This window comes from Paenibacillus phyllosphaerae, from assembly GCF_014192105.1.
Lineage (GTDB): Bacteria > Bacillota > Bacilli > Paenibacillales > Paenibacillaceae > Paenibacillus_Z > Paenibacillus_Z phyllosphaerae.
Genome location: NZ_JACHXK010000005.1, coordinates 328205 through 354432 on the forward strand (window position 1 = coordinate 328205; position 26228 = coordinate 354432).

At 57.7% G+C, this 26228-nt stretch carries 19 protein-coding genes; 12 read left to right on the plus strand and 7 right to left on the minus strand.

All coding sequences use genetic code 11. From position 1 onward, the window contains the following. The first annotated feature begins 102 nt into the window (after nucleotides 1–102). Entirely contained in the window at nucleotides 103–1863 is a 1761-nt protein-coding gene (locus FHS18_RS13900) for a methyl-accepting chemotaxis protein (protein WP_183600663.1), read from the plus strand. A gap of 103 nt (nucleotides 1864–1966) precedes the next feature. Beyond that, complete coding sequence (locus FHS18_RS13905; protein ID WP_246427632.1) at nucleotides 1967–5665, plus strand: non-ribosomal peptide synthetase family protein; 3699 nt, start codon at nucleotides 1967–1969, stop codon at nucleotides 5663–5665. Between the two features lie 239 nt (nucleotides 5666–5904). Here the strand turns inward: FHS18_RS13905 and FHS18_RS13910 are convergent, their stop codons facing one another. The 3 genes from FHS18_RS13910 to FHS18_RS13920 form a co-directional block, all read right to left on the minus strand. Further along, entirely contained in the window at nucleotides 5905–6594 is a 690-nt protein-coding gene (locus tag FHS18_RS13910; RefSeq protein WP_183600664.1) for a copper homeostasis protein CutC, read from the minus strand. A gap of 32 nt (nucleotides 6595–6626) precedes the next feature. After that, the gene (locus FHS18_RS13915; RefSeq protein WP_183600665.1) at nucleotides 6627–7424 is read right to left on the minus strand and encodes an undecaprenyl-diphosphate phosphatase; all 798 of its coding nucleotides are present in this window, start codon (nucleotides 7422–7424) and stop codon (nucleotides 6627–6629) included. Nucleotides 7425–7607: 183 nt separating this feature from the next. Then, a complete protein-coding gene (locus FHS18_RS13920; RefSeq protein WP_246427633.1) occupies nucleotides 7608–10037 on the minus strand; it encodes a UvrD-helicase domain-containing protein in 2430 nt (809 codons plus the stop codon). Nucleotides 10038–10242: 205 nt separating this feature from the next. Between FHS18_RS13920 and FHS18_RS13925 the strand changes: the two genes are divergently transcribed. The 8 genes from FHS18_RS13925 (at nucleotide 10243) to FHS18_RS13960 (ending at nucleotide 16718) form a co-directional block, all read left to right on the plus strand. Further along, nucleotides 10243–10617, plus strand: a complete 375-nt coding sequence (locus FHS18_RS13925; protein WP_183600666.1) for a GntR family transcriptional regulator — start codon at nucleotides 10243–10245, stop codon at nucleotides 10615–10617. Then, nucleotides 10610–11509 carry an ABC transporter ATP-binding protein gene (locus FHS18_RS13930; protein WP_183600667.1) on the plus strand — a complete coding sequence of 300 codons (900 nt, stop codon included), beginning with the start codon at nucleotides 10610–10612 and terminating at the stop codon, nucleotides 11507–11509. Before FHS18_RS13925 ends, FHS18_RS13930 begins: the two co-directional genes overlap by 8 nt. Continuing rightward, nucleotides 11506–12195 carry a hypothetical protein gene (locus FHS18_RS13935; RefSeq protein ID WP_183600668.1) on the plus strand — a complete coding sequence of 230 codons (690 nt, stop codon included), beginning with the start codon at nucleotides 11506–11508 and terminating at the stop codon, nucleotides 12193–12195. The genes FHS18_RS13930 and FHS18_RS13935 overlap by 4 nt, the downstream gene beginning before the upstream one ends. Nucleotides 12196–12244: 49 nt before the next feature. Further along, nucleotides 12245–12565 (plus strand): MGMT family protein, encoded by a 321-nt coding sequence (locus FHS18_RS13940; RefSeq protein ID WP_183600669.1) that lies wholly within the window; start codon nucleotides 12245–12247, stop codon nucleotides 12563–12565. Between the two features lie 121 nt (nucleotides 12566–12686). Continuing rightward, complete coding sequence (locus FHS18_RS13945) at nucleotides 12687–13040, plus strand: hypothetical protein (RefSeq protein WP_183600670.1); 354 nt, start codon at nucleotides 12687–12689, stop codon at nucleotides 13038–13040. Nucleotides 13041–13189: 149 nt separating this feature from the next. Further along, nucleotides 13190–14755 (plus strand): histidine kinase N-terminal 7TM domain-containing diguanylate cyclase, encoded by a 1566-nt coding sequence (locus tag FHS18_RS13950; RefSeq protein ID WP_183600671.1) that lies wholly within the window; start codon nucleotides 13190–13192, stop codon nucleotides 14753–14755. Between the two features lie 199 nt (nucleotides 14756–14954). Further along, nucleotides 14955–16001 carry a hypothetical protein gene (locus tag FHS18_RS13955; protein WP_183600672.1) on the plus strand — a complete coding sequence of 349 codons (1047 nt, stop codon included), beginning with the start codon at nucleotides 14955–14957 and terminating at the stop codon, nucleotides 15999–16001. A 180-nt stretch (nucleotides 16002–16181) separates the two neighbouring features. Beyond that, the gene (locus FHS18_RS13960) at nucleotides 16182–16718 is read left to right on the plus strand and encodes a hypothetical protein (RefSeq protein WP_183600673.1); all 537 of its coding nucleotides are present in this window, start codon (nucleotides 16182–16184) and stop codon (nucleotides 16716–16718) included. Nucleotides 16719–16762: 44 nt separating this feature from the next. Here the strand turns inward: FHS18_RS13960 and FHS18_RS13965 are convergent, their stop codons facing one another. Beyond that, entirely contained in the window at nucleotides 16763–17347 is a 585-nt protein-coding gene (locus FHS18_RS13965) for a CBO0543 family protein (RefSeq protein WP_183600674.1), read from the minus strand. A 154-nt stretch (nucleotides 17348–17501) separates the two neighbouring features. Here FHS18_RS13965 and FHS18_RS13970 point away from each other — a divergent pair, with 154 nt between their 5' ends. Next, entirely contained in the window at nucleotides 17502–18761 is a 1260-nt protein-coding gene (locus FHS18_RS13970; RefSeq protein WP_183600675.1) for a hypothetical protein, read from the plus strand. Nucleotides 18762–18865: 104 nt separating this feature from the next. On the opposite strand, the gene FHS18_RS13975 is transcribed toward FHS18_RS13970, so the two are convergent. Further along, complete coding sequence (locus FHS18_RS13975; RefSeq protein ID WP_183600676.1) at nucleotides 18866–19816, minus strand: nucleoside hydrolase; 951 nt, start codon at nucleotides 19814–19816, stop codon at nucleotides 18866–18868. A 211-nt stretch (nucleotides 19817–20027) separates the two neighbouring features. Between FHS18_RS13975 and FHS18_RS35160 the strand changes: the two genes are divergently transcribed. Next, a complete protein-coding gene (locus FHS18_RS35160) occupies nucleotides 20028–21548 on the plus strand; it encodes a methyl-accepting chemotaxis protein (RefSeq protein WP_183600677.1) in 1521 nt (506 codons plus the stop codon). A 79-nt stretch (nucleotides 21549–21627) separates the two neighbouring features. Here FHS18_RS35160 and FHS18_RS13985 read toward each other — a convergent pair whose 3' ends face one another. Both FHS18_RS13985 and FHS18_RS13990 read right to left on the minus strand, forming a co-directional pair. Beyond that, nucleotides 21628–24243, minus strand: a complete 2616-nt coding sequence (locus tag FHS18_RS13985; protein WP_183600678.1) for an SLC13 family permease — start codon at nucleotides 24241–24243, stop codon at nucleotides 21628–21630. Between the two features lie 232 nt (nucleotides 24244–24475). After that, nucleotides 24476–26227, minus strand: coding sequence for an ABC transporter ATP-binding protein (locus tag FHS18_RS13990; RefSeq protein ID WP_183600679.1), 1752 nt, complete (start codon nucleotides 26225–26227; stop codon nucleotides 24476–24478). Nucleotide 26228: the final 1 nt, after the last annotated feature.

Here is a 26228-nt window from a genome sequence, read left to right on the forward strand (position 1 = left end):
TATCTACGAATCATGCTAATGGAGTTGATGGACTGATAAACTAGGGGATGGCGGTTTATTCAAAGGCGGGTTTCATCATTATTATGGGAGGGTTCACTAGCAATGAATGTGCGCAAAAAAGCAAGGCTTTCTTTCTTTACTAAGAATCTGTTGCTCTCCTCCATCAATATCATCCTCATCGGAGCGGTATTGATCGTTGCGAGCTACTACACAGAGAAACGGATTCTCATTGACCAGCTTCACTCGCAGGTCAAGACCGTAACTAGCGAATGGGCAGAAGCGTTGGATGCCAAGACGGTGCAGTCCGCCATCGACGAGGCCAGCTATGACGGTCCAGTCCAAGCGAAACTGCGGGACATTATGGATACGATCAGCCGTTACAACCCGAGCATTGCCCAAGCTTACCTCTTCGAGCCTGAGCTGGTCGACGGCACGAAGACATCCCTCGTGGCGGTCCCCACGCATCTGGTAGATCCGCTGAAAGAAGGTAATCTGAACATCGGCGATCTGTACGAGCAACCGCAGATTCACGCTGACGCCGTTGAAGTCATGCTCGATACGAAGGAACCCGTACTGACCAACTACTACGACGATGCTTATGGTACTTGGGTAACGATTCTCTATCCGATCATGGATGACACCGGCAAAATCTTCGCTTACTTCGGCGTCGATACGGATGCAAGCTCTATCCCGAACGGCCTGCACAAGATGCTCGTGTTCGGCTGGTCCTTGCTTGGCGGATTCCTGGTTCTTATCCTGGCTGTTCAGTATTGGATTGTACGCCGCACGCTGTCGCCGATTCAAGCGCTGATCAAAGGCATTGAGGAAGTGAGCGAGGGAAACTTGGGGGTGTCGATCAAGACTGGCTCCGACGACTTAGGCATCATCAACGAGAAATTCAATCACATGGTCGCCAACATGAACGAAACGATGCTGAAGGTCCAAGCGACCTCTGATCATCTGGCTGACTCTGCGCGCCACCTTCACTCGACTTCCGAAGTGAACAAGACGCACAATAACGCGATCAACAGCAACATTCAGATGATTGCTACGAGCGTGGTTCAGCAGAAGCATTCCAGCGAAGAATCATCCCGTTCCATTAACGAGATGGCTACCGCGATTGAGACGATTGCCCACAGTTCGGTCAACGCCGCAGGCGATGCACAGGATGTCGAGTCCAAATCGGCAGAAGGCGATGTTATCGTGCGCAATATGGCGCAACAAATGCAACTCATCACCGAATTCGTTACGACCACTTCCGATACGGTCAAATTGCTCGACCAACGTTCGCAGCAAATCGGCAGCATCCTCGGCCTGATTACGGGTATCGCCAATCAGACGAACCTGCTGGCGCTTAACGCCGCGATCGAAGCATCGCGCGTCGGCGAGCATGGCAAAGGCTTCGCTGTCGTAGCCGGCGAAGTTCGCAAACTCGCGGAACAATCCCGCGGCTCGGTCGATCAGATCTCCGGTCTCGTGCATGAGATTCAGGAAGAAATCCGCCAGACGGCGGAAGCGATGTCGAGCGGTACGCAAGTCGTTGCTCAAGGGATGACGCTGGCAGTCGATACAGGCCGCCTGTTCACGGACATTCTCGCTTCTTCCCGCAAAGTTTCGATGCAGATTCAAGAAGTATCCACGGCAGCACAACAAATGTCCGCAGGGACAGAAGAGCTTTCGGCAACATCCGACCAGCTTAACAGTAACATTCGCTCCACCGCAACTAGTGCAGACACCATCTCGGAAGCTGTCGAGAAACAAAAGGAACAGATGGACGCCATCGTCAAATCTTCCGACGAGCTGTCTGCATCGGCTGAAGAGCTGAATACACTGATTAAACGTTTCCGGGTTAAACGCCACTAGTACGTATTATTGGCTTTCAGTCGCCGTCCGGATGGACGGCGATTTTCATATTCTGACCTCAATGCGAGGCAGACATTCCTGACCGGCTGAAGGAGCTGAACTGATGATGTCCCTACCACAATCCAGGATTTACCATTCCGCGGTTAAGGATGCTCCCGTCCTGAACATTCCGTGTGATTATTCTCTGCAGCGCAGATCCGATCTGCCTGCCGCTACTTTGGTTATTGCGCCGGATTCCGACCTTGCGCGCCTTGCGCAACAGCGCTATCAAGGACAGAGGCTGCTCCAGATAGCGGCTGCCTCCATATATGCCGCCTTGCTCTACCGTCTATCCGGCGGCGAAGCAGACTGGCGTATCGGCCTCGTTCAAGGCGGGACAATGACTGCCATGCATTGGAATTGGGAGAAAGAAGCGTTATCGTTCGCTTCCTTATTGCAAGATGCTTCGGCCATCCCTATCGACACGGCTCGCGAACTGCCCGGCAGCTTCGAGACGCTATTCGTCGTCGGCCAATCCGCAGCGCCGGCAGCAGGGCAGCTTCTGAACGCCCACCTTACGATCGAGAAGGGCGGCTGGTCGCTTCAGTTTATCTACGATGCTTCGCTGATCAAGCCGGAGACGATCGAGCGTTATGCATCCGGCTATCGCAAGCTGCTTGCCGCGATGCTCGCCGATGAGTCGGCCCGCATCGGCGCCGTTGATATTCTGACCGAAGAGGAGCACGCTCTATACCGGAGGATGAATGATACCGCTGCGCCTTATGCGGCCGCCCCCGTCATCCATCATGTTTTCGAGCAGATAGCGGCGGCTTATCCGGACCGCACGTCTATTTTTGACGAGACAGCCACGTATACGTATCGCACGCTGAACGAACAGGCCAATCGGATCGCCCGACTGCTGCTCGATCGAGGACTGCGCAAAGGCGACTTCGTCACGATCTTCATGGAGCGCAGTCTCGGCACGGTCGTCAGCTTGCTCGGCGTGCTGAAAGCCGGCGGCGTCTATGTCCCTGTCGATCCGGAGCATCCGGAGGAACGGATCCGCTACATTATGGAGGATACCTCGTCGCCTTTCATGCTGACCAACCGCCGTTACGAAGCAAGAGCCGCTACCCTCGCCTCTTCGATCGGCAGCGTGCGCGCGGTTATGCCGATCGACGACGGCTCGCTAGACATTTATTCCGGTGGCAACGTTCAGGCCGACGTCAAGCCGGGCGATCTGGCCTATGTCATCTATACCTCCGGTTCCACCGGCAAGCCGAAGGGCGTGCTAATCGCTCATGAAGGAGTCGTGAATCTAGGCGCCTACATTAAGCGCGAGTTCGCGGTTACCGAGCACGATGTGATGACGCAGTTCGCGACCTACAGCTTCGATGCCTCCGTCTGGGAGACGTTCGGCGCTCTCCTGAGCGGCGCGAGTCTCTATCTCTTGAATGCGGAGGAGCGGATCTCGGTGGAAGCTTTCGCCGATGCCGTAGAGCGGACGCGGACGAGTGTGGTCATCGTGCTGCCGACCGTCTTCTTCAACGAAGTCGCGGCCCATCTATCCGATGATGGCTATCGCAAGCTCGCCTCGATTACGAAAATCATGACCGCCGGCGAAGCCCTCTATGGCGAGCAGGTACGGATCTTGCAGCGCCGGCTTGGCGAGCAAGTCGCTATCTATAATTTGTACGGTCCGACCGAATGCACCGTCTGCGCCACCGTCTATCAAGTGGAGCAAGGCGTCGCTGACCATGTCACCCACGTACCGATCGGCACGCCGATCAGCAACTATAAGGTGTATATCGTGGGGCCCGAGCAGTCGCTCTGCCCGGTCGGCGTTCCTGGCGAGCTGTATATCTCTACGGTCGCCATCGCTCAAGGCTACTTGAATCAAGCGGATCGCACCGCGGCGGCGTTCGTCGACAATCCATTCGAGCCCGGGACCAAAGCATACCGTTCCGGCGATATCGTGAAGCTGCGCGCCGACGGCACGATCGAATATGTCGGCCGGCGAGACTCCCAGGTGAAGATTCGCGGCCACCGCATCGAGATCGGCGCCATTGAAGATACACTGGCCAAACACCCGCTTATGCATATACCGGCTGTCATCGCGCGCAAGGACGACAACGGACAGACGTATCTGGTCTGCTTCTATACGACCAAGGACGGACAAGCCGCCGCCGCAAGCGAGCTGGCGAGTTTCATCCATGCCGCCCTGCCGCCGTATTATGTGCCCAAGCGGTTCTGCCATCTCGAAGCCATGCCGCTCTCGACGAACGGCAAAGTCGAACGCAAGCTGCTTGCCGGCTATGCCATTCCGGAGGACGAGCAGGAAGCTTCGGAATCGGACGAGCCGCTTACGCCGGTACAGGAGCAAATCGCCGCGGCTTGGAAGGAAGTGCTCGGCCTGAAACAGATCAGCGCGGCGGCCAACTTCTTCGATTCGGGCGGCGACTCGCTGGATATCATCCATGTGCTCGTGCAATTGAAGCCGCGGTTCCCGCATTTGACGATTGGCGATCTGTTCACGTACGAGACCGTTGAGGCACTGGCCGCTTATGCGGAGCAGTCGGCTGCGGCGGAGAACTCGGATCGGGTAGTTACCGGCGGAGTAACGGCCTTCGAGCCATTGGCCGAATTCCCGGTCAAGCAGAACAGCAGTCCACGAGCTCGGAAGGCGCCAGCCGAGCCGGAGCATATTCTGCTCACCGGCGCTACCGGGTACTTGGGCTCCCATCTGCTCTATCAGATTCTGACGCATTCGCGCGCGATGGTGTATGCCCTCGTTCGCGGAGCGGTGCACAAAGCGGCCTGCGACCGGTTGGAGGAAGTCATGTCGCTCTACTTCGGTCCTTCTATCGTGGAGCTGATGAAATATCGCGTACAGGTGATCGAGGCTGACCTCGAGCAGCCGATGCTCGGCTTGTCCCATCAAGAATTTACCCGTCTGCCTGCGGTTATCGATACGATTGTGCATGCGGCTGCAGACGTCCGGCATTTTGGGGATGCCAAAACATTCGAACGCACGAACGTCATCTCGACGAACGAGCTGCTCGCCCTGGCCCAGGCTGGCCACGGCATCCATTTCCACCACGTATCCACGGTCAGCGTGCCGGAATCGCTCGCGCATACCGGGCAGTGGAACGCTGTCGTGCGGGATAATCAACTTGCCGATACGCTTCAAGTGGAGAATGTCTATTCGAGCAGCAAGCTGGAAGCCGAGAAGCTGGTGCTGAAGGCAAACGCGCAAGGGCTGGCGACGACGATATACCGTCCGGGCAATCTGACCTGCCATTCCGAGAGCGGCCGATTCCAGCGCAATATCGAGAGCAACGCCTTCTATCAGCTGATCAAAGCGATGCTGCTGCTGGGCAAAGCGCCGAAAGCCGACTGGTACGTCGACTTCACGCCGATCAACTATGCGAGCGAGGCGATGGCGAATCTCATGCTCCGTCCGGATACCGAGGGCGAATTGTTCCACATCGTCAATCCGCAGCAAATTCTGTACACTGATCTGGTGGAGATGGTTCGCTTGCTCGGCTATGAAGTCGAACTGATGGACAAGGAAGCTTATACCGCTTGGCTGCTCGACCCGACTATGGACAAAGACCAGGAAGGCACCCGGATCGCCATGTCCCAGCTGGGCGGCGACGGGGCGCAAGATTCCCCGTATGTGTACAACTGCGACAATACGACCGCTTTCCTGCGCGGCACCGGCATCAGCTGCGCGCCAGCGGACGAGCTCTTCATCCGCCGCATGATCGACCACGCGGTTGCGATCGGCTACTTCCCGCCGGTTCTGGAGAAGCAGGTGTAAGCAGCAGACGAGCCATAAGGCAATGATGAACCGTTCGAGGCCCGGTCTCCCTTCAAGGGGGATCGGGCTTTTGCTGTATAGGTATAGTATTCGGAGCGCGAAGCGGCATTCAGGGGAGGTTTGCGCGGATTAGAGTGGTAAAAAAAGGCGGTGCAGGTTGGATACCTGCACCGCCTTGATCGAGATCGTATGGTTGTCGTGCCTGTCACGGCGCCTTGCCCCAGCTAAGCTTGAACTGCCTACGCAAGCTCCAGCGCCGCCAGCACTTGGCCGATCCGCGCCGCATCGAGCGGACGCGCGAAGCTCGCGCCTTCGCGGACGGCGGAGCCGAAGTGCACCTCATGCACGCCGGTGGCTTGCACGAAGGCGCCGATCGTCTCCGGCTGCAGCCCGTGGCCGGCCAGGATGCGCAGGTGCGTGCCGCTAGCCGCTTCGGCCAGCCGTACGAGCTGCGGAATCGCCTGCGGTGCAGGCTGCGGCCCGCCGGAGGTGAGGATGCGGCGAATCTGCGGATAAGCGGCGAGCGCCCCAAGCGCCGCCTCCTGATCCCGCACCTCGTCGAATGCCCGATGGAAGGTGATGTCGAGTCCGTCAGCGGCGCCGAGAAGCATCTCCAACGCCCGGACATCGACCGTCCCCGACTCGGTCAGCGTCCCCAGCACAATCCCCGTCGCACCTGCGGCACGAATCGCGGCAATGTCGCGGCGCATGACCGCCAGATCGCCGTCGCTGTAGCAGAACGATTGGCTGTGCGGACGCACCATCACTTGAATCGGGATGGTCGCGGCCTCGACCGCTTGCTCGATCAAGCCCAGGCTTGGCGTCAGCCCGCCCTCCGCGATGCCGGTGACTAGCTCGATGCGATGGGCGCCGTACGCGCCAGCCGAGCGCACATCCCCGATATTCGTTGCAATGACTTCCAGCAGCACCTAAGGTCAGCTCCTCACGCTATACGTTCAGCCTAGAAATACAGAATAACGATGAACACCGCCGCCAGCGCAAAACGGTAGTAAGCGAAATACGACAGCTTCAGCTTCTTGATCAGGTTCAAGAACGTAACGATCGCGACCATCGCCACGACGAAAGCCGCAACTAGGCCTGCGATGAAGACCGGCAGATCGTCCATCGTGAGGAAGTCGCGGCTCTCCCACAAGTCCAATGCCGAAGCCGCGAACATCATCGGCACGGAGATGATAAAGGTAAACTCCGCCGCCGCTTTCTGCGTCGTCCCGAGCAGCATGCCGCCCGAGATCGTCGAGCCGGAACGCGAGAAGCCCGGCCAAGCCGCGAGAATCTGGAACAGGCCGATGCCCAGCGCCTGCTTGTATGTAATATCCTCCATGGTCTCGGCGGTTATTTTGCCCCGGTAACGCTCGGCGACAATCATGAGAATACCGCCTAGAATTAAGCTGATTACGACCGGTGCAGTGCCGAACAGGATTTCCTTAATGAAATCGTACACGGTGAAGCCAATGATGATGAACGGCGCCATGGCCAGAATCAAGTGAACAACATTAAGACCCGGACGCTTCATGAACCCGGGGCGAATATCCAGAAACCGCAGGAATCGTTTCCAATAGAGCACCAGTACGGCCAGGACCGCACCCAGCTGGACGACGATCTTGAACGTGTCCGCCCGGTCCCCTTCGAAGTCAAGCAAATAGCCGGTCAGAATCATATGACCGGTGGATGAGACCGGCAGAAACTCGGTCAACCCTTCCACAATACCCATAATAATGGCCTTCAAAATATCACTCAAAACAGCAGCTCCTCCATTTCCTTCTCTCTATGTCATTATTTCTAGCCTAGTATTCGGCTTTCACCCTGCATTTTCCTTTATTTCATAAAGGAAGCAAAGATTAGTCTTCCTGTAAACGCGGCAAAAGGAGAATGCCCGCTTGCCCGCAAGCATCCCCGAACCTTGCCGTATCTCCGTCCGCTTCTAGCCGGCCGGCACCTCGCGCGTGCCTTTCTCCATCGGCTTGCCGCACAGCGGGCATGCCTTGGTCGACCGCGCCGCGTCCTCCGCCGTGGTGACGCGCATCCATGCTTTGCAGCCCGGACGCTTGCACAGCCAGGCCGCGACCGTCTCCTTGCGCCCTTCTTGCGCGGCGCGAACGCCGCCGCTCATCGAGCTCGGCGCCACGCGGACGCCAGACAGCGCGCCGCCGCGTTTGAACTCCTTGGCCGCCGTCTTCGCCGTCTCCGCGCTGCCGAAGGCGGCCAGCAGGAAGCGCGACACCGCCGTCTTCTTGCGCCGGTATTGCGCCGGCGAGCTGATGACCAGCTCCTCCTTGGCGCGCGTCACCGCTACGTACGCCAGCCTGCGCTCCTCTTCGAGCGCGTCGTCCCCAAGTTGCGCCACGGCCCCCTGCAGATGAAGCTGGCTGTCCTTCATCCGCTCCGGATCAAGCGACGAGCTATGAGGCAGACTGCCCTCCGAGGCGCCGAGCAGCAGCACGACCGGGAACTCCAACCCCTTGGAGCGGTGGATCGTCATCAGCGTGACATAGTTGCCGTTGTCCTCATGCTTCTGCCTGGCGTGCTCGCCGCTCTTCTCCAGCATGTCGTCGATGAAGCCGAGGAATGCCTCCAGCGTATCGAACCGGCCGGCAGACGTCTCCAGCTCATCGAGCATCTCCACGAGCATCTCCTTATGCTGCGTCACGTTCTGCTTCTCCGCCGTCTCCAGGTAGTTATCGTAGAAGCTCCGGCGGAGCTGCACGATCGCGTCGACCGGCTTCATCGCCACGAGCGACTTGATGAGCAGCAGCCGTTCCTTGACCTTCTCCTTCTGGAACTCCTTCAGCTCCGGCCAGGAGAGCAGGTGGATGAGCGGCCCCTTCTTCGCGCGGAGCGCATCCTGCTGGCGGATGAACGTCATCCCCTTCTCCCGGGCAATGTACAGCGTCGGCAGCACGCTCTCCATCGCCTCGAAGTCGCGCCGGTACAGCGCCAGGCGCATATGGTCGATGACCGGACGCACGATCCGCTGCTCATACAGCAGCTTCCCGTCGCCAAACTCGACGAACGGCACGTCCTGCTCGAGCAGCTGTTCGATGATGGCGCGATTATTGCTGTTCGCCCGGTACAGGATCGCGAAATCCCCGTACGTTCTGCGGTCCTCGGCGACCTCCTGCTGAATGTACCGCAGCGCCCTGACCGCCTCATCGTTCGTATTGAACGGCGTCATGTACTGCGGCACCGTCTCGCTCTGCTTGGTAGCCTTGAGCGTCTTGTCCCGGCGCTTCTTGTTATGGCGGATGATCGCGTTGCCCAATCCCACGATGGCCGAGGTCGAGCGGTAGTTGATATCCAGCGTAATCACTTTGGCGCCGGGATACGTCTTCTCGAAGTCGAGAATGAATTCGCTGCGCGCGCCGTTGAACGAATAGATCGTCTGGTCATCGTCGCCGACGACCATCAGATTGCGATGAGGCTCCACGATCATTTTGACGAGTTCGTATTGCAAAAAGTTGGTGTCCTGGAACTCGTCCACCATGACATAGCGGAACCGCTGCTGCAGCGATCGGAGCAGGCCCGGGCGTTCCTTAAGCATCTCATAGGCGACGAGCAGAATATCGTCGAAGTCGAGCTTCCCGTTCTCCCGCTTCCACGCCTCGTAACGGAGCAGCACTTCCTTCGTCTTGCGCTCCGCCTCCGACTTCTCCGGCAGCTCGGCCGGATCAACCAGGTTCATCTTATAGGAGGACAATAGGGCGAGCAGCGTCTCCGGTTGCTGCGAATCCGAGATTCCCGCCTCCCGCATGAATTGCTTCAGCAGAATATGCTGGCGGATCGTCTCGCCGAATATCTCTTCCCGAACCCCGTTCCGGCGCAGCATATAGAGGAAAAAGGAATGGAACGTCCGCGCTTCGATCCGCTTCGCCGCCATCCCGCCGATCCCCGGCAGCTGCGCGATCCGCTCGCGCATCTCGGCGGCGGCTTTGGTCGAGAACGTCATGAGCAGAATGCTGCTCGCCTCCGCTTGGCGAACCGCCAGCAGATAGCCCGTTCTGCAGACGAGCACCGAGGTCTTGCCGGAACCTGCGCCCGCTAGCGTGAGCAGCGGTCCATTATGATGACGGACCGCCTTGATCTGCGCGGTGTTCAGCCGGATGCCCTGCTCCTCCAGCCGTTCGAAGTATTCGCCGTCGGGCGCATTCGTCGCTCGGCTCGCGGCCCCTTCGGCTTGAGGCGCCATCGCCGCCTTCGGTATCCGCTTCTCGACCGCCCCGAGCGGCAGCTTAAACAACCGGAGCGGCTGAGTGTCCTCCCCTTCCGCCTCCGCCTGTTCATCCCGGTAATCTTCCATCAAGTCGTCCAATTGTTCGTCGTGCCGCACGGCATATGGTTTGTTGCTACCCTTCATGCTTTTCGATCTCCTTACATGTCCGTTCGTATTCTACTCTACTAGTATAGAGCAAATCATCGGTAAGAAGTAGAACCTTCCGCCATATCCGAACCCTCGATACTTGGACAGTCTTCAAAAATTTAGGCGATAACCCCTTTGACAAATCGGCGTTCAACCTCTATAGTTAGTTACATGAGTAATTAACCAGTTAGGTGGTGGAGCTATGGGGGCACAAATGGATGAGAGCCGCCCCATCTTCGTTCAGATCGCTGAACGGATTGAGGACGATATCATCGAAGGGACCCTAACGGAGGAAACGCAGGTTCCTTCCACAACGCAATTCGCCGCGTTCTATCAGATTAATCCGGCGACGGCGGCGAAGGGCGTCAATCTTCTTGTTGATCAAGGCATCCTATACAAGAAACGGGGGATCGGCATGTTCGTAGCGTCAGGCGCGCGCGCCGTATTGGTGGAGAAGCGCAAGGAGCAGTTCTATGAGCAGTACGTGGTCACGATGGTCCGCGAGGCGGAGAAGCTCGGGATTAACGCCGAGCAGCTGTCCGATATGATTCGCAGAGGAGGGACGAACAATGGCTAATGTGGTGGAGATCCGCAGCTTAACGAAGGCCTACGGCGATGTGAAAGCCGTCGATAACGTCAGCTTCGCGCTGGAGCCTAACCGCATCTATGGCCTGCTCGGCCGCAACGGCGCAGGCAAGACGACGATTATGCATATGCTATCGGCCCAGTTGATCCAGACGAGCGGCGACATAGCGGTATTCGGCGAGGCTCCTTATGAGAATAACCGCGTGCTCAGCCAGCTATGTTTCATTAAAGAAAGCCAGAAGTATCCGGAATCCAGCAAGATTGCGGATGTACTCGCCTTCGCGGCCATGACGTTCCCGAACTGGAATCAGGAATTGGCCGACCGGCTGATGGAGGACTTCCGCCTCCCGCCGAAGCGCCGCATCAAGAAACTGTCCCGCGGGATGCTCTCCTCGGTCGGCATCGTCGTCGGACTTGCGAGCCGGGCGCCGCTGACGATATTCGACGAGCCGTATATCGGGCTCGACGCGGTGGCCAGAGGCCTGTTCTATGACCGACTGCTCGAGGACTACGCCGAGTATCCCCGGACCGTCATCCTCTCCACCCATCTGATCGACGAAGTCAGCCAGATGCTCGAACACGTACTGGTCATCGATCAAGGCCGGCTGGTGCTCGACGAGGAAGCGGAGTCACTGCGCGGCAGAGCGCTTACCGTGTCCGGCCCGCTTGCCAAAGTGAATGCTTTTGCCGCCGGTTACAAGGAATTGGATCGCCAGGGGCTCGGATCGCTATGTTCGGCGACGCTCCTGACGAATGGATCACCAGAAGACGTCCGCGCCCGGGCCGAGCTCGCCGGACTTGAAGTGGCTACGGTATCGCTCCAGCAGCTGATCGTCCAATTGACGAGCGGCAAAATGTCCCGAAAGGCGGATGATGCAAGATGAATCGTTCCGGACTCGTGCTTCGCATGTTCATGAGAGAAAGAATGGCTTGGTTCGTCATTCCTTGGCTCGTCACGCTCAGCAGCTTCGTCATCAACCTCATCATCGGCGGTTCGCTCCATGAGGAGCAGAATATGGTTACCGGCGGACTCGCCTCCTTCTTCATCTATATGTTCGTCATGGGCATCATCATCGTCAGCCAATTCTTCCCGTTCGCCCTTGGCTTCAGTATCCGGCGCACCGATTTCTTCCTCGGTTCTACCGCGATGATCGCCATCGCTAGCGCCGCCGCGTCGCTAATCATCATGCTCTTCAGCTATGCAGAGACGGACCTGACCGACCACTGGGGCGTCCAGCTGCAGTTCTTCAATCTTCCGTTCGTGCATGACGGCGCATGGTATGTTCAGCTGCTGGTCCACTTCGTGCTGGCGCTGCATATGTTCTTCGCGGGCTACTTCATTGGCATGTTCAACCGCAGATTCCGCGCCACATGGACGTTCATCCTGTTCATCGCCCTGTCCTTGGTTGCAGGTATTGCCTCGATGCTGTGCACCCGCTTCGGGTGGTGGGATGAGATCGGACGCTGGTTCCTCGATCAGACGGCGCTGTCGCTCACGCTGTGGTCCCTTCCGCTTGTTCTCATCTACATGCTGGCTAGCTACAAGCTGACTCGCACGGCTACCGCTTAACTGAAACCGCATCCTGCCCATCACGAACTTGGAGGATCTAACACCCGTCATGCAGCCTTTCACGAAACATGTCATCGCCATTATCAGCCGCATTCCCTCTGGGCATGTCATGACTTACGGACAAATAGCGGCGCTTGCCGGCAGCCCCCGCGGCGCCCGGCAAGTCGTGCGGATCCTGCATACGCAGACCCGGGCTCATAAGCTGCCCTGGCACCGGGTCGTGAACGCCAAGGGCGAGATCGCCTTGCAGGAGGATCTCGCCCGAATGGATCAGCGCATGAGCCTGGAGTCTGAAGGCGTCCACGTTACCGCCCTAGGGACCATCGATCTGGAACAGTATCAATATTGGCCGGACCCCGAATCCATTTAGCTCCTTTTTCGCTCACGCATGTTCCCTTATAATAGAGGCTGTATTCGAGCATGAGGCATAGGTTGTCCACCGCGTGCCTCATGCTCGCGAGGCTAATGACGTGGAAGAGGAGCATGCCCTTATGTATGAGATTACGATTGATCTCTACCGTGACTGGATCAATACGGTACTGGAGATGTTCCGCGGCGCGGGCCATCCGCTGCAGGAGGATCTCGAGGACGACGAGATCGCCAAGCTGTATTACATGGAGACCCTCCCGGAAGATATCGCGGAGATGCAGAGCGCGGCGAACGAGCAGCGCCTTCATATTTTGCAGCAGACCCTGCTCGATAACATGGAGACGGTCATCGTCCCCGACATTCGCAACCGAACCGGCTATTCAGGCAATGAGTTCCGCTTCCGGTGGGTTTACCAAGGCGGCGAGCACATTGTGGAGGAGCTGTCGCAATACCGCATTCCGCTTGGCGAACAGTAAACCAAGAGCCTTCCGCATCCCGATGCGGAGGGCTCTTTTCCTGTCCCAATATATCCCACCTGACACATCCCTTTCCGGCGGTTTTCTTTTATGCTACCCTTGAAGACAACTATCCATAATCTAACATCCATGGAGCTGTCTGCATCCCGATGACGAATACCATTCATAACATCATTGTAGTCGTTGCCGTGTCGGGCGTACTCAGCGTGGTACTCGCCGTGTATGCCTATTCCATCAAGTCCACCTTCTCCGGCATCCGGAGCTTCATGTGGATGAGTATATTCGCCGCGATCTATACGTTCTCCTACGCTTTCGAGCTGACGAGCAGCACTGTAGAGGAAGCGCTCCGTTGGACGAAGGCCGAGTATATCGGCATGCCGTTCATCGCCCCCTGCTGCGTCCTGCTGACCTTGCAGTATGTCGGGTTGGAGAAATACGTCACGCGCAGGACCGTCCCGTTCTTCTTCGTCATTCCCGCCATTACGCTGCTCATGGTGATGACCAACGAATATCACCATCTGTTCTATAGCTCGTTCTATGCGAGGCCGGATGCGCCTACGCTGCTGGTCGATATCGAGATCGGCCTCTGGTATATCGTCCACGGCAGCTATACCTTCGGCTGTCTGCTCTTCGGCGGCATAATGCTGATCCGGCATTGGCCAAGAACCAAATCCGCCTATAGGCCGCAGCTGGCCGTGATGATCTTAGGCCAGTATATCCCGATGACGGCCGCGTTCCTCTACCTGATCGGCCTTACGCCGTATGGTATGGATCCGGTTCCGGTCACGATCAGCGTCACCAACACGCTCTATATATGGGCCATCCGGACGTCCGGTATGCTGACCGTCGTTCCTGTAGCCCGCTCCGCGATATTCGAGAGCATGCGCGACGGCGTTGTCGTCCTTGACCCGCACGACCGGATTGCCGATTACAACCAGGCCGCCCTTCGCATGATGCCGCAGCTGGGCCCGGAGGCGATCGGTCAGCCCGTCGAGCATCTGGCATTGCCGATTCCTTCGATTATGGAGCAGCTGCGCAAGTCGGAACTGCGCCTGCCATGGAGGCGGGCCGACGGCGAAGAATGCTTGTATCAGATCCATGCCTCTCCGGTGTTCAAGGGCGACAACCAATCCGCGGGACTAGCCATCGTCTTCATGGACATCACCGAGGCTGCGCGCATGCATCAGGAGCTGCGGCACCTGGCCACTACCGATGGCCTGACGCAAATCATGAACCGCACGTATTTCATGCATTGCGCGCAGGAGCTGCTGCTTAAGACCCGGCAGACGGAGCAGCCCTTCGCCATCATTCTGTTCGATATCGACCACTTCAAATCAGTCAACGATACGTACGGTCATGATACCGGAGATGCGGCGCTGCGCCACGTCGTATCCGTCTGCAACCGGTTCATCGCCGAAGGCCAACTGTTCGCACGGTATGGCGGCGAAGAATTCGTCATCGGTCTGCCGCAATCGGCAGTCGCCGATGCCGAGGCGTTCGCGGAACGCGTCCGCGCAGCGATCGCCGCAAGTCCGCTCGTCATGCGCGATGGCGAGCTTGCCATTACCGCAAGCTTCGGCGTCGCGACACCGGGCAGCGGCCAAGATACGCTCGCCGCGATGCTCAGTCGTGCCGATGAAGCGCTGTACGCCGCCAAGCGCGGCGGCCGCAATACGGTTAAGCTTGCGGTTCCCATACGGCTATCCCGATCATAACGCGTTCCCCTGGCAAGCCAGGGAACGTTTTTTGTTGTTCATTGTACTAGACATGCAACGGACGATTACAGGTATGCAACAGACTTTCAGCGTTCCTTCAGCGTAGATTCAGCCATTCTTCAGCTTCCCTGCCGTTAATAGAGGAGAAGGCGCACGACTCGCGTGCCGATCGGTCCGCCACTACGAGAGGAGCAGCAGCATGTCTATATCGATTAACAGCTACCGCAATTCCTATGCCTACACTTGGAATCAAGAAGATTCGGCCGCCAATCGAACCACGGAGGGCGGCAGCAAGAGCCGCAGCGGTTCAGCCGCCGACTCGATCGCATTCAGCCTGGATGCGCTAAGCTATCTGAACGTGCAGAAACCGGGCGCAACCGGAACTTCGGCCGATGCCGTAGAGGACAAAGACGAGATCAGCATCGACCAAAAGAAGACGATGCTCGTCAACTTGCAGAATCGGCTAAGCGATTCCCAAGCCGATGCGGACAGCGCAAGCACAGGGCCGATGTCGGAAGCCATCGCCTCGCTCAGCGAGACGTTGTACGGTTTCGATGCCAGCACCGCAACGGATGAGGAAATCTCCGCGATGTTCGAGTCTGTCGCAGATACGATGGACAGCATGCGCCCATCCGGCGGCAGGCCTCCGATGATGCCGGGCGGATTCCCGCCGCCAATGCCAAGCTCCGACTCCGCTAGCAGCGAAGAAGGAATAGCCGCGCTCTCCGCGGACGACATGAAATCCATGCTCGCCGAGCTGCAGAACCAATTGTCAGGCTTAGACGAGGACAGTGAGCTTCCGCCAGGGCTTGCCGAAGCGCTGGCCAGCGTGAAGGAGCAGCTGTCGGGCTTCGATGCGAGCACGGCGACCGACGAGGAAGTATCCGCGCTCTTCGAGGAAGTAGGCGCGACACTGGAAGAATCGCGCCCGCAGCCGCCTGACGCTGGCGGCGTTCCGTCTCAGCTGATGGCGATGAGCGGCATCATGCCGCCGTTCGCATGGGCCATGAGCACGAGCAGCGAAGAAGACGCGACGAACGCATTAGCCGGGTTCAGCCTCGACGGTGAGCAGCAATCGGATATTTCCTCCGCCGATCTCGCAAGCCTGCTCGCCGAACTGCAAGCCAAAGTGGGCAGCATGGACGCAAGCACGACTTTCTCCGGAGGCTTGGCCCAAGCGCTGCAGACGCTAAGCAGCCAATTGTCCAGCTATAACAGCAGCCTTGTACAAGGCGTCACGCTGTAATTCACGCACTTCCGGTATGGTGTACCCGGGGCAGTCCAAGGATCGAACGATCCGCCGGCTGCCCTTTCTTTGTCCCTATACCTAGTAAAGCTATGTTCTGCCTGGCCGTGTATGGTAAAATATGTAACAACATTCACAACAACGCACGCACCTCATACGAACATAAAGGAGGCAAACCCAATGCAGCGGGATTATAAACGGGGGTTTCTCTATGCGGCTTCGTTTCTTCTATATGCAATCGTATACACGTTTATCAATATGGCGATCGATTGGTGGTTCGTGACGTTATCCGTGCGCGCCGTGATGATCGTGCTTGCGCCGCTGCTTGTATGGGTGCTGTTCCATGTCGCGTATGCCAAGCGTAAGACGAGCAAAGAGCTGCCTCGAGCCATGTGGATCAACATGATCATTATTGGCGTGCTTATTACCGGCTTCAGCATAACCAAAATCGGCATAAACGAACACAACTCGCATTTCGACTATAACCGATGGGTGAGCGAGCAGGACAACCGCCAACAGATGATTGACGACTTCCTCGATCACCAGGAGCTGATCGGCCTTACGCAAGCGGAAGTGATTGACCTGCTAGGCAAGCCGAATGAACGATCCGAGCAGACATTCATCTATTATATGGGCTATTCGGTCATCGATATCGTGATGCTCGTCATCACGTTCGAGGAAGGACGGGCCGTCAAGCATGCGATCGAGATCAGCTAGCTGAAGGAACTGTGCGAGCAGCGCCGCCCCGGCCTGCTCTTGTGTCATGGACTGGATGGATCGGCGTGCTTCCTGCCCGCTCTTTTTTTCACGCCAGCAATCCGTTCAAGTAAAGCCTTAACGAAAACCGCCTTCACAATATAGATCGGGAACGAATAGATGTATTCCCAGTTCAGCATCTTGTAGAAGTCGATCCACACGCTGATGGGCTCTGCAATAAAGGCGCAGAAGGCAGCCATCACGATATTGACGATGACGAATGATCGCCACGAACGACAGTATTGGTACACGAACATATGCATGACCGGCAAAATGCCAAAATCGATCGGCGAGGCTTCCGGTATGAAGCGGACAAGCTTATGCGGGTATTCCCATAAATTCAATTCATAGCCGATGTGGTCGAGCAGGAAGATGAGAAAGCTGATCGTCACCCCATAGAACACGATTTCGCTCAACCGTTGTTTGTCCGCGAATCTCCACCACACCACCCATGGAAGGATCATGACTGCCAGCAGCAGCCACCATAAGGGCGTAAACAGATCAACCTGCAGCCAATACTCTTGCCTCAGCTCCGTTAACTGTCGATGAACCTTCTCGATCTCCTCCAGCAGCACATTCTTATCCGTCAACTCGATCATCCTAGTTTGTTATTTACCGTCTATTCTGCCCCAATCTGCGATCTGCAATTAAAGTTTGGACTGCCAACCGCGAGATCCTCCTCATAATACAGGTGCTTGTTGGCAATAGTAGACGAAGACACCCTGCCTCAGGAGAGGATTCGCCATGCCGCACAGGAAATTCCAGTCATCCGACATCCGTCCCCGGTATTCAAAAGGGCAAATATCCGTCCTCGGGATCAATTCGGTCTATCCCCGCATTCCTTGGAACGCGGCCTGGTGGTCGGCTGTATTCCCTGGGTTCGGCCATATGTTTATCGGCAAGTACCTCCATGGATTCGTTCTCGTCATTTGGGAGCTTGTGGTCAATAACCTAGCGAATCTGAACCGAGGGATTGCCTTATCCTTTCTTGGCCGGTTCGAGGAGGCCAAGGCCGTGCTTAACCAGGATTGGGTGCTGCTCTACGTGGCCGTCTATGTGTTCAGTATATGGGACAGCTACCGAAGTGCGGTCGAGATCAATAAGAGCCATGTACTGTCCGAGATTGAGGATGCGCCGATCACGCCTTCGGACGTCAGTTTTTTTGATATCGCGATACTGGACAAAAAGCACCCTTGGGCCGGAACCGTATGGTCTCTGTTATGCCCGGGCCTGGGACAGTTATATAGCGGCAGTACGGTCGTCGGCACATTCGTGCTGGCCTGGTGGATCTTCGTCTGCTATAAGGCCGTGGCCGTCCGCTCGTGGCTCTATTCGTTTCTAGGAGACTTTAACGGAGCAGCGGCCGTCGTAGATTGGCAGTGGTTTCTCTTCCTGCCTTCGATGTACGTCTTTGCGATCTATCAGGCCTATGCCTCGGTGAACGAAAACAACATCTTATTCGATATCGAGCAAATCCGGTACCTGAGAGTGAGGGCGGCGAACTTGGCACAATTAGACACGACCGATAACGACAACGTACAGATCATCGCCACCTTCGAGCATTCGCCTTTTGTGGAGATGGTGCTCCATGATATCGAGAAACTAGGCGTGGAACCTGCGCATATCATAGCGCTGCCGCTTGAGAATCTTGATGCTCAGCCTCACGTCATCGATACGCTTCATCGGGTCGATGGCAGCAGTATCCTGGACGGAGCCATGGTGAGCGGCACGATCTTTATGGTGCTTGGGACGATCTATGGATTCGTGTGGTATTGGGGGCCCGTCATTTGGGGGCTGATCGGGTTAGTCGGGGGATTCTTCCTTGGCCTAATCATCGAGCTGCTGCTCAGCAAGAAGAAATTACGGATCGCGGCTAACCGAAAAAACGAAGTCGTGATCCAGGTCACGTGCAGCACCTCCGTGCAAGACCAGTTGGTCAGCGTGCTGAAAAAGAGAAAAGCAAACGCTCTTGCCGTTATGCCGAAGCCGAAGATGTTGGCGTAAGGGTCAAAAAAAGCCGAACCGCATTGGGTCAATGTCATTAAGTTTAGAACTTATCTTAATGACATTGCCCATGGGGTTCGGCTTTTGCTTTATGCTTGCCAATCTTACATGAACACGCTCAAGAATGCGCCGATCGCGCGTTCCGGATCGACGTCGACCGCAACCTCGATCTCGGTGCCGACAGCCGGCTGAGGACGGAGATCGGCGACGACCATGCCTTGGGTCAGCGGGCTTTGATGCTCGACGCGCACTTTCATGCGGCGGGTAGTGACAAGATCCGGCTGCAGCGCAACCATCAGCGCGAGCGGATCGTGCAGCGGCGCGCTGCCCAGGTAGAAATTGACCGAGCGGTAGAAGTTGAAGTAGAACAGCAGCGACTCTTCCATGAACGCGATCAGCGGTTGGTTCTCTTCGCGGCCGAAACGCTTCAGGTAACTGAGGTGCTCCTCGGTAATGCGCGTCTTCAGCGTTACGTCGAGGCCTACCATCGTGATCGGAATGCCGGAAGTGAACACTTGGTCCGCAGCTTCCGGATCGCCCCAGATATTCGCTTCCGCGACAGGGCTGATATTGCCCGGCTCGAAGATGGTGCCGCCCATACAGACGACGTTCTTCAGCTTGCCGGTCAACGCCGGATCGATCTGAAGCGCAAGCGCCAGATTCGTCAGACGGCCGAGCGTAACGAGAATGATCTCGCCCGGATTCTCGTTCGCCAGACGAACGATGAACTCGGGAGCCGGCTCGCTGATCACCTGCTGCGCCGAAGGGGCCAGCTGCACTTCGCCGATGCCGTTCTCGCCATGTACGTGAGCCGCGAACGTGCCAGGCTCGCGTACAAGCGCCTTGGAAGCGCCGATCGCCACCGGAATCTCGTAACCCGGGTTCGCGAGCGCGAGTAGACGAAGCGTGTTGTCCGCTGCCTGCTGAACATTCGTATTGCCGAATACGGTCGTAATGCCTTCAATATGTACATTCGGTGCGCGAAGCGCGTACAGAATCGCAAGCGCGTCGTCAATTCCTGTATCTGCATCAATAATAATGCGGGAAGTTGTCATGAATAGACTCTCCTTTCGTTTTACCTTTCCCATTATGGCATATTCTAGTCGCCATGATCGAGTGTATATCGACAATTCGACATTCTTTCGACAAAATTCGATTTAATCCAACAAAATTCTATTGTGAAGAACAAGGCAGATCGACTATCATTTAATCAAATAGACTAATATAGCGTTTTCTAATTCGCAGTAACAACAGGAGGACATTCATGTGATTCGGCGTAAAAATCATTTTATGCTCTGGCTCAGCTTATCCACCATTCTCATCAGCTTCATCGTTCATCTGCTTCAGCGCGGCTTCCACTTGATCGATCATCCTATGATTATGGGCGGGCATGCAGCCCATGTCGTTCCCTCTAGCCTCGTTCTGAATATTCTGCTCGTACTGCCTGCTATTCTTTGGGTAATCGGCTTGTTCCTGTTCCGTAACAATCCCGGCCATCAAGGGCTGCCGATGCTGCAATCGGTCACGCTGACTTTCGCCAGCTTCTCCATGATCTCCGGCGGCGGCGGCACGGTAGAGTTCCATTTTTCCATCTTCATGGTGATCGCTATTATCGCCTACTACGAACAAGTTAAGCTGGTTACGGCCATGACCGTCCTGTTCGCCGTTCAGCACTTGATTGGTTATTTCGTCTGGCCTGAGCTCGTCTTCGGCGTCGAGTCTTATCCGTTCCTGATGCTGGCCGCCCATGCGGTGTTCCTGATCCTGACTTCCGCGGCAACCACGATGCAGATTATATCCAAGCGCCGTATTACGCAAGCGCTGGAGGCGGAGAAAGAGAGCAAGCAGCAGGAAGTGCTCACGCTGCTGAAGCATGTCGAGCAGCTGACCGATGAGCTCGCCGCTACGTCTTCCGTCGTCTCCCATAAGTCGAGCCAGTCCATTGAAGCCAACCAGGCGACGCTTACTTCCTATCGGGAAGTGTCCGATGGACTCGAACATCAATGTAATTCGATCGTGACCGTCGGCACGAACTTGCAGGAGATTGCCAAAATGGTCCGCCGCGCAACTACCGCCACCAGCGCGATGGTCGGCGAGTCCACGACAGCCTCTGCCATGATCGGGCAGAGCAGCGGCAATACGCAAACCTTGGTGGAGCAGACCCAGCTGGCGGCGGCGACCGTCCAACATGCGTCCGAAGCGATGCTCTCGCTGTATCAATCCACGCTCCGGGTCGAGGAGATCATCGTGACGATCCAGGAGGTAGCCAGCCAGACGAATCTGTTGGCGCTGAATGCCGCTATCGAGGCGGCGCGCGCGGGAGAAGCCGGCCGCGGCTTCTCCGTCGTCGCCAGCCAAATCCGCAAGTTAGCCGAGCAAAGCGGTCAGGCCGCCGAAGAAATCCGCGGCATTCTGGGGGCGATCCGTACCGAGAGCGAGCAGTCCGCCAAGCAGATCAAGCACGGCTCCGATCTGTCGACCCAATCCGCGTCGCTGGCCGAGAGTTCGCTTCAGAGCTTCGGCCATATCAGCAGCGCGTTCGAGCAGATCAACGCCCATATTGAGAAGCTCCATCAATTCATGCAGCAGATCGACGGCCAGACGAACGATATCGCCGGCGAAATGACGAGCATCTCCTCGGTGACCGAAGAGATCGTCGCCTCCATTCAGAATCTATCGGATGTCTCTGAAGGCCAGCTCAAAACGTCGGCTGAGGTCAATGAAGAGATTGCGGGGCTTGCCCAGCTGTCGCAAACGATTCGCGGACGATTCACGCAAGAACAGTAATGCCGATCAGAGGGATATAACGCAAGAGGTGGTGCCAGGCTTGGAAAGCCTGGCACCACCTCTTTGTTCATCTAGCTGTCTAATGAATAAGTCCGAGCATGCGCCAATACGGCACGCATAGCACCGCGACGAGCAAGACCGCAAGGCCATAGCCGATCGCGACCTTCTGCCCTTGCCGATGGCTGAACGCCTTTTCCTCCGAGCTGTAATAGGCCGTCAGATAGGTCGGCGACTGATAGGAGAAGAAGAACGGATCTGTCGACAGCAAGATGATGAACACCACGATCCACGGATCGACGCCGGCCTGCTGGGCCAGCGGTATGAGGGCCGTCACGAGCAGTATGACCGCCGGATCGTCGCGAACGACGATCGTGACGAGGAAGGACAGCAGCGCTACGGCGATCAGGAACAGCGCCGGCGAGGCGATGAACAGTTGCATATGCTCCCCGAGGAAGTTCGACAGTGCCTCGGTTATGCCGAGCGCATCCGCCGCGTTCGCGAAACTGAACGCTACGCCGAGGAATAGCAGGAACGGCCAGTCGATCCCGTTCAGGATAGCGTGGCGGTCGAGCACGCCGCTCATGACGAGCAGCGCGAAGCCGGCCATAAGAATCCAGGTGCTGTCGACGCCATGGAGCGGCTGCAGCATCATGAGCGCGATGCACCCCGTAACGGTCAGCATCGATACCTTTTCCCCTTTGGTAAGCGGACCCAACAGGCGAATCTGCTCATCGAGCACGCCCGCCTCGATCGGCCTTGCGGCCTTCGTCCCGCGGAACATGAAGGAGAGCCATGCGATCATAACGGCGCTGAAGATCGCAAAGCCCGGCAGCGCATAGAGCGCCCATGCGAGCCAAGAGACGGACGGCGCATTCGGCACAAGGCCGTAAGCCATCGCATTCGTGTAAGAGCCCGTCAGCATGAACGGCGCGGTGAAGCCGTAGAAGATCATCGCCGACAGCCCAAGCCCGGCCGCTCCGCCGCTGCGATCCTTGAAGCCCATCGATTCGGACAGCGTTCGGGCAATCGGAACCCCGAGCGATACTTTCGCCGACGAGGACGGTATTAACGGATTGAGAACGATCCCTCCGGCAATGATGCCCCACAGCTGACCGCGGTAATGCGGCGGGAATTTCTTCAGCGCATAGAGCGAGAAGCGATACAGAATGCCCGACCGGGTTATGGCGGCGCTTAATCCCATGATGAAAATCATGTACAGCCAGGTTGGCGACGCGAACCCAGACAGCGCCTCCTTCGGCTCCACCAGCCCGATCAGCACCCACAGCATCACCATGCCGAGCGCGACGATGTAATCCGGGATGATGCCGACGATCCAGAGGATGACTGCCGCAAGGCCGATACCGATGAAGATCATCCCTTCGCGGGACAGTCCGCCAACCTCGGGCACCAAGGCGGAGAGTACAATGCAGAAAACCGCGCCGAGCAGGGAGAGCAGGCTTGTCCATTGTCCGCCGAGCAGCCTTGCTGCCCGCTCCGCGCGAGCCCGGCTCTTGCGTCCGGCACGTTCTTGCCGCGCCAGCTCGTATACCCGCTCCTCACTCTGGGCCGCAGACGTCGACCCGGCCGCGGCTTCCGCAAGCTGCCAATATTCCAGCGCCTGCTGATGGCGTTCCAACTTGCCGGATAGCTCGGCCGCCCACTCATACCAAGCGGCCAGCCGCTTCGGCTTATCCTCGTCCGCTTCCTCATGGATGGCAGCCTCCAGCGCCTGAAGCCCCAACTCGGCGGCGTCATGCCGCATGCAGAGCGCGATATACAGCTCCAGCGCCTCGTGATCGCCTGTCAGCTGGACGGATGGGCAGCGGTGGAGCAGCCGCAGCAGCGCATGCTCCTCTTGGTCGCCTTCATGCGCCTCCGCCGATGCGAGCTTCACTGCTTGAAGAACATCCGGCCACCTGGCGTCCTCGGCATGCAACTCGGCAAGATCTAGCCAATGGCCATGCAGCGTATAGTAATTGGCCGCCTCTATCCGCCATCGTTCCAGCTGGCCGCCGCCTTGCACGGAGGCCGCCTGTTCCTTCAGCACCGAGCGGAATTCCGCCTTCACGCGCAGCCGAATGCCGCGTGGACCCTGCTCCTCGCCCAGCAGCTTGCTAAGCTCAGGGTATCGGCGCAGCTCCGGCAGCATGCCGCCGCCGAACTGCGACTGCAGCAACTCTTCCGTTCCGTAAGGGAGCGCCGCGCACCAGTACACGACGCGGGCCGCTGGTTCCGGCAGCCCCTCAAGTTCCTTATTCACCCACTCGGACTTGGTCGCCAGCGTCGCGTGCAGCCGGTCATTGGTCGCCGTCAGACGGGACGACAGCAGCTTGATGAAGTACGCCGATATAACCTGATGCTCCGCGATCAACTGGTCGAACGTGTCCCGATCGATCTCATAGAGCGTAATCTCGGTCACCGCCACGACCGTCGCCGAGCGGGCCTCACCGGTGAACAGCGCCATCTCGCCGAAGCTGTCGCCTTCCCCGAGCACCGCGAGCGGCTGCCTTGCCCCGCCTTGCTGGGAATACAGCTGCGCGGTGCCGCGCTCAATAATAAACATGCTCTCGCCGTAATCGCCCTGCTCGAAGAGCGTCTGTCCTGCCTGCAGCGTACGTTTCGCAAGCTTGCCCAGCAGTTTGGACAGCTCCATATTGGTCAGCCCTTGAAATAAGGCAATATCCGATAGCTTCATTCCCACCCGAGCCCCTCATGCATATTTATGCAACTATTGTACATAATTTCGGATAAGGTGGAAATAAAGTTCTGCACCGTAAGCCCTATATTTGTCGAAATACGTAAGTGAATGCTTAAAATGCCGCAACCTCCAGACCTATCCCCGATAAGCAATAAAGAAGCCTCCCGCCGGCGCGCATTCTAGCGTGCAAGCGGGAGGCTTCTCGTGTCCGATCAGGTCAGGCTATGATTTATGATGTCGCCGCGGTCTGGAACTGCTTGCCGTGCAGCTCCGCGTACAGCCCCTGTCGGTCGAGCAGCTGCTCATGCGTGCCGCGTTCGGCGATGCCGCCCTCTTGGACGACCAGAATCTGATCGGCGCCGCGGATGGTGCTCAGCCGATGGGCGATGACGAAGCTGGTGCGGCCCGCGAGCAGCGTCTTCATCGCTTCCTGAATCGCCAGCTCCGTAAGCGTATCGACGCTGCTCGTTGCCTCATCGAGAACGAGCAGCGCCGGATCGGCCAGAATGGCGCGGGCGATCGTGATGAGCTGCCGCTGTCCGTGGCTGATGTTGCCTCCCTCGGCGGCCAGCTGCGTGTCGTAGCCGTGCGGCAGCTTGCTGATGAAGCTATGCGCATTGGCCTGCCGCGCCGCGGCCTCGATCTGCGCATCGGTGGCATCCAGCTTGCCGTAGCGGATATTATCGGCGATCGTGCCGGAGAACAGATGCGCATCCTGGAGCACGATGCCGATCTGCCTGCGCAGGGCGTCCCGGTCCAACAGCTCGATCGGCTTGCCGTCGATGAGGATCGAACCGGATGTGTGTTCGAAGAACCGCCCGATTAGGTTCACGATCGTCGTCTTGCCTGCCCCCGTCGGTCCGACGAGCGCGATCGTCTGGCCGGGGTCCGCGGTGAAGGAGACCTGCTTCAGGATCGGCTTACCCTCCGCGTAATGGAAGGAGACGTCCTTGAACTCTACTTTGCCCGAGACCGAACCCAGCGAATGCAGCGTCTGCCCGGCCGGATTCCCGTACTCCGAAGGAGCATCCATAATCTCGAACGCCCGCTCAGCGCCGGCGACCCCGGATTGGATCAAGTTATACTGGTTCGCAAGCTCCCGGATCGGACGGTTGAACTGGCCCGAGTAGCCGAGAAAGCTGACGATGACGCCGACGGTCGCCTGATCATGGAGCGTCAGCCATCCGCCGACCCCGGCGATGAGCAGATAGCCGAAGTGGCCGATCATGTTCATGACCGGGCCCATAAGTCCGGAGTAGATCTGCGCCTTGGTCCCGGCTTGGCGCAGCTGCTCGTTCTGCTCGCTGAACTGCGCCAGCGTCCGCGCCTCCTGGTGGAACAGCGCCACGACCTTCTGGCCGCTGACGCGCTCCTCGATAAAGCTGTTCAGTCTGCCCAGATGCTGCTGCTGCGCCTTGAACTGCTGTTTCGTCACCCCGCTGATCCACTTCGACACAAAGAAAATGAGCGGCACGGTAACAAGCGCGACCAAGGTGAGCCATATATTGAGCGCCACCATCATCGCGAAGGAGCCCACGAGCGTAATGAGGCTCGTAATCATCTGCACGAGCGTCTGGTTCAGCGTCGTCGAGACGTTCTCGACATCGTTCGTCGTTCGGCTCATCAGCTCGCCGTGCGTGCGCGTGACGAAGAACGGGATCGGAAGCCGCTGCAGATGGCGGAACAGGTCGCGCCGCAGCTGCCAGACGGTACGCTGCGCCACGTCGGCGAGCATATACGCCTGCAGCCAGCTGACCAGGCTGCCTACAGCATAGACGGCAAACAGGAGCAGGCAGATCGTCAGGAAACCATCGAACTGCTGCGGAATAATATATCGGTCGAGCGCCCGGCCGAGCAGATAAGGCGCAGCCAGCGTCATTCCGGCCGACAGCAACGTTAGCCCGAGAATGCTGATCAGCCGCAACGGCTGTTCGGCCACGTAACGCCCGATGCGCCGGATCGTCGATTGTGTTCTCTGCATG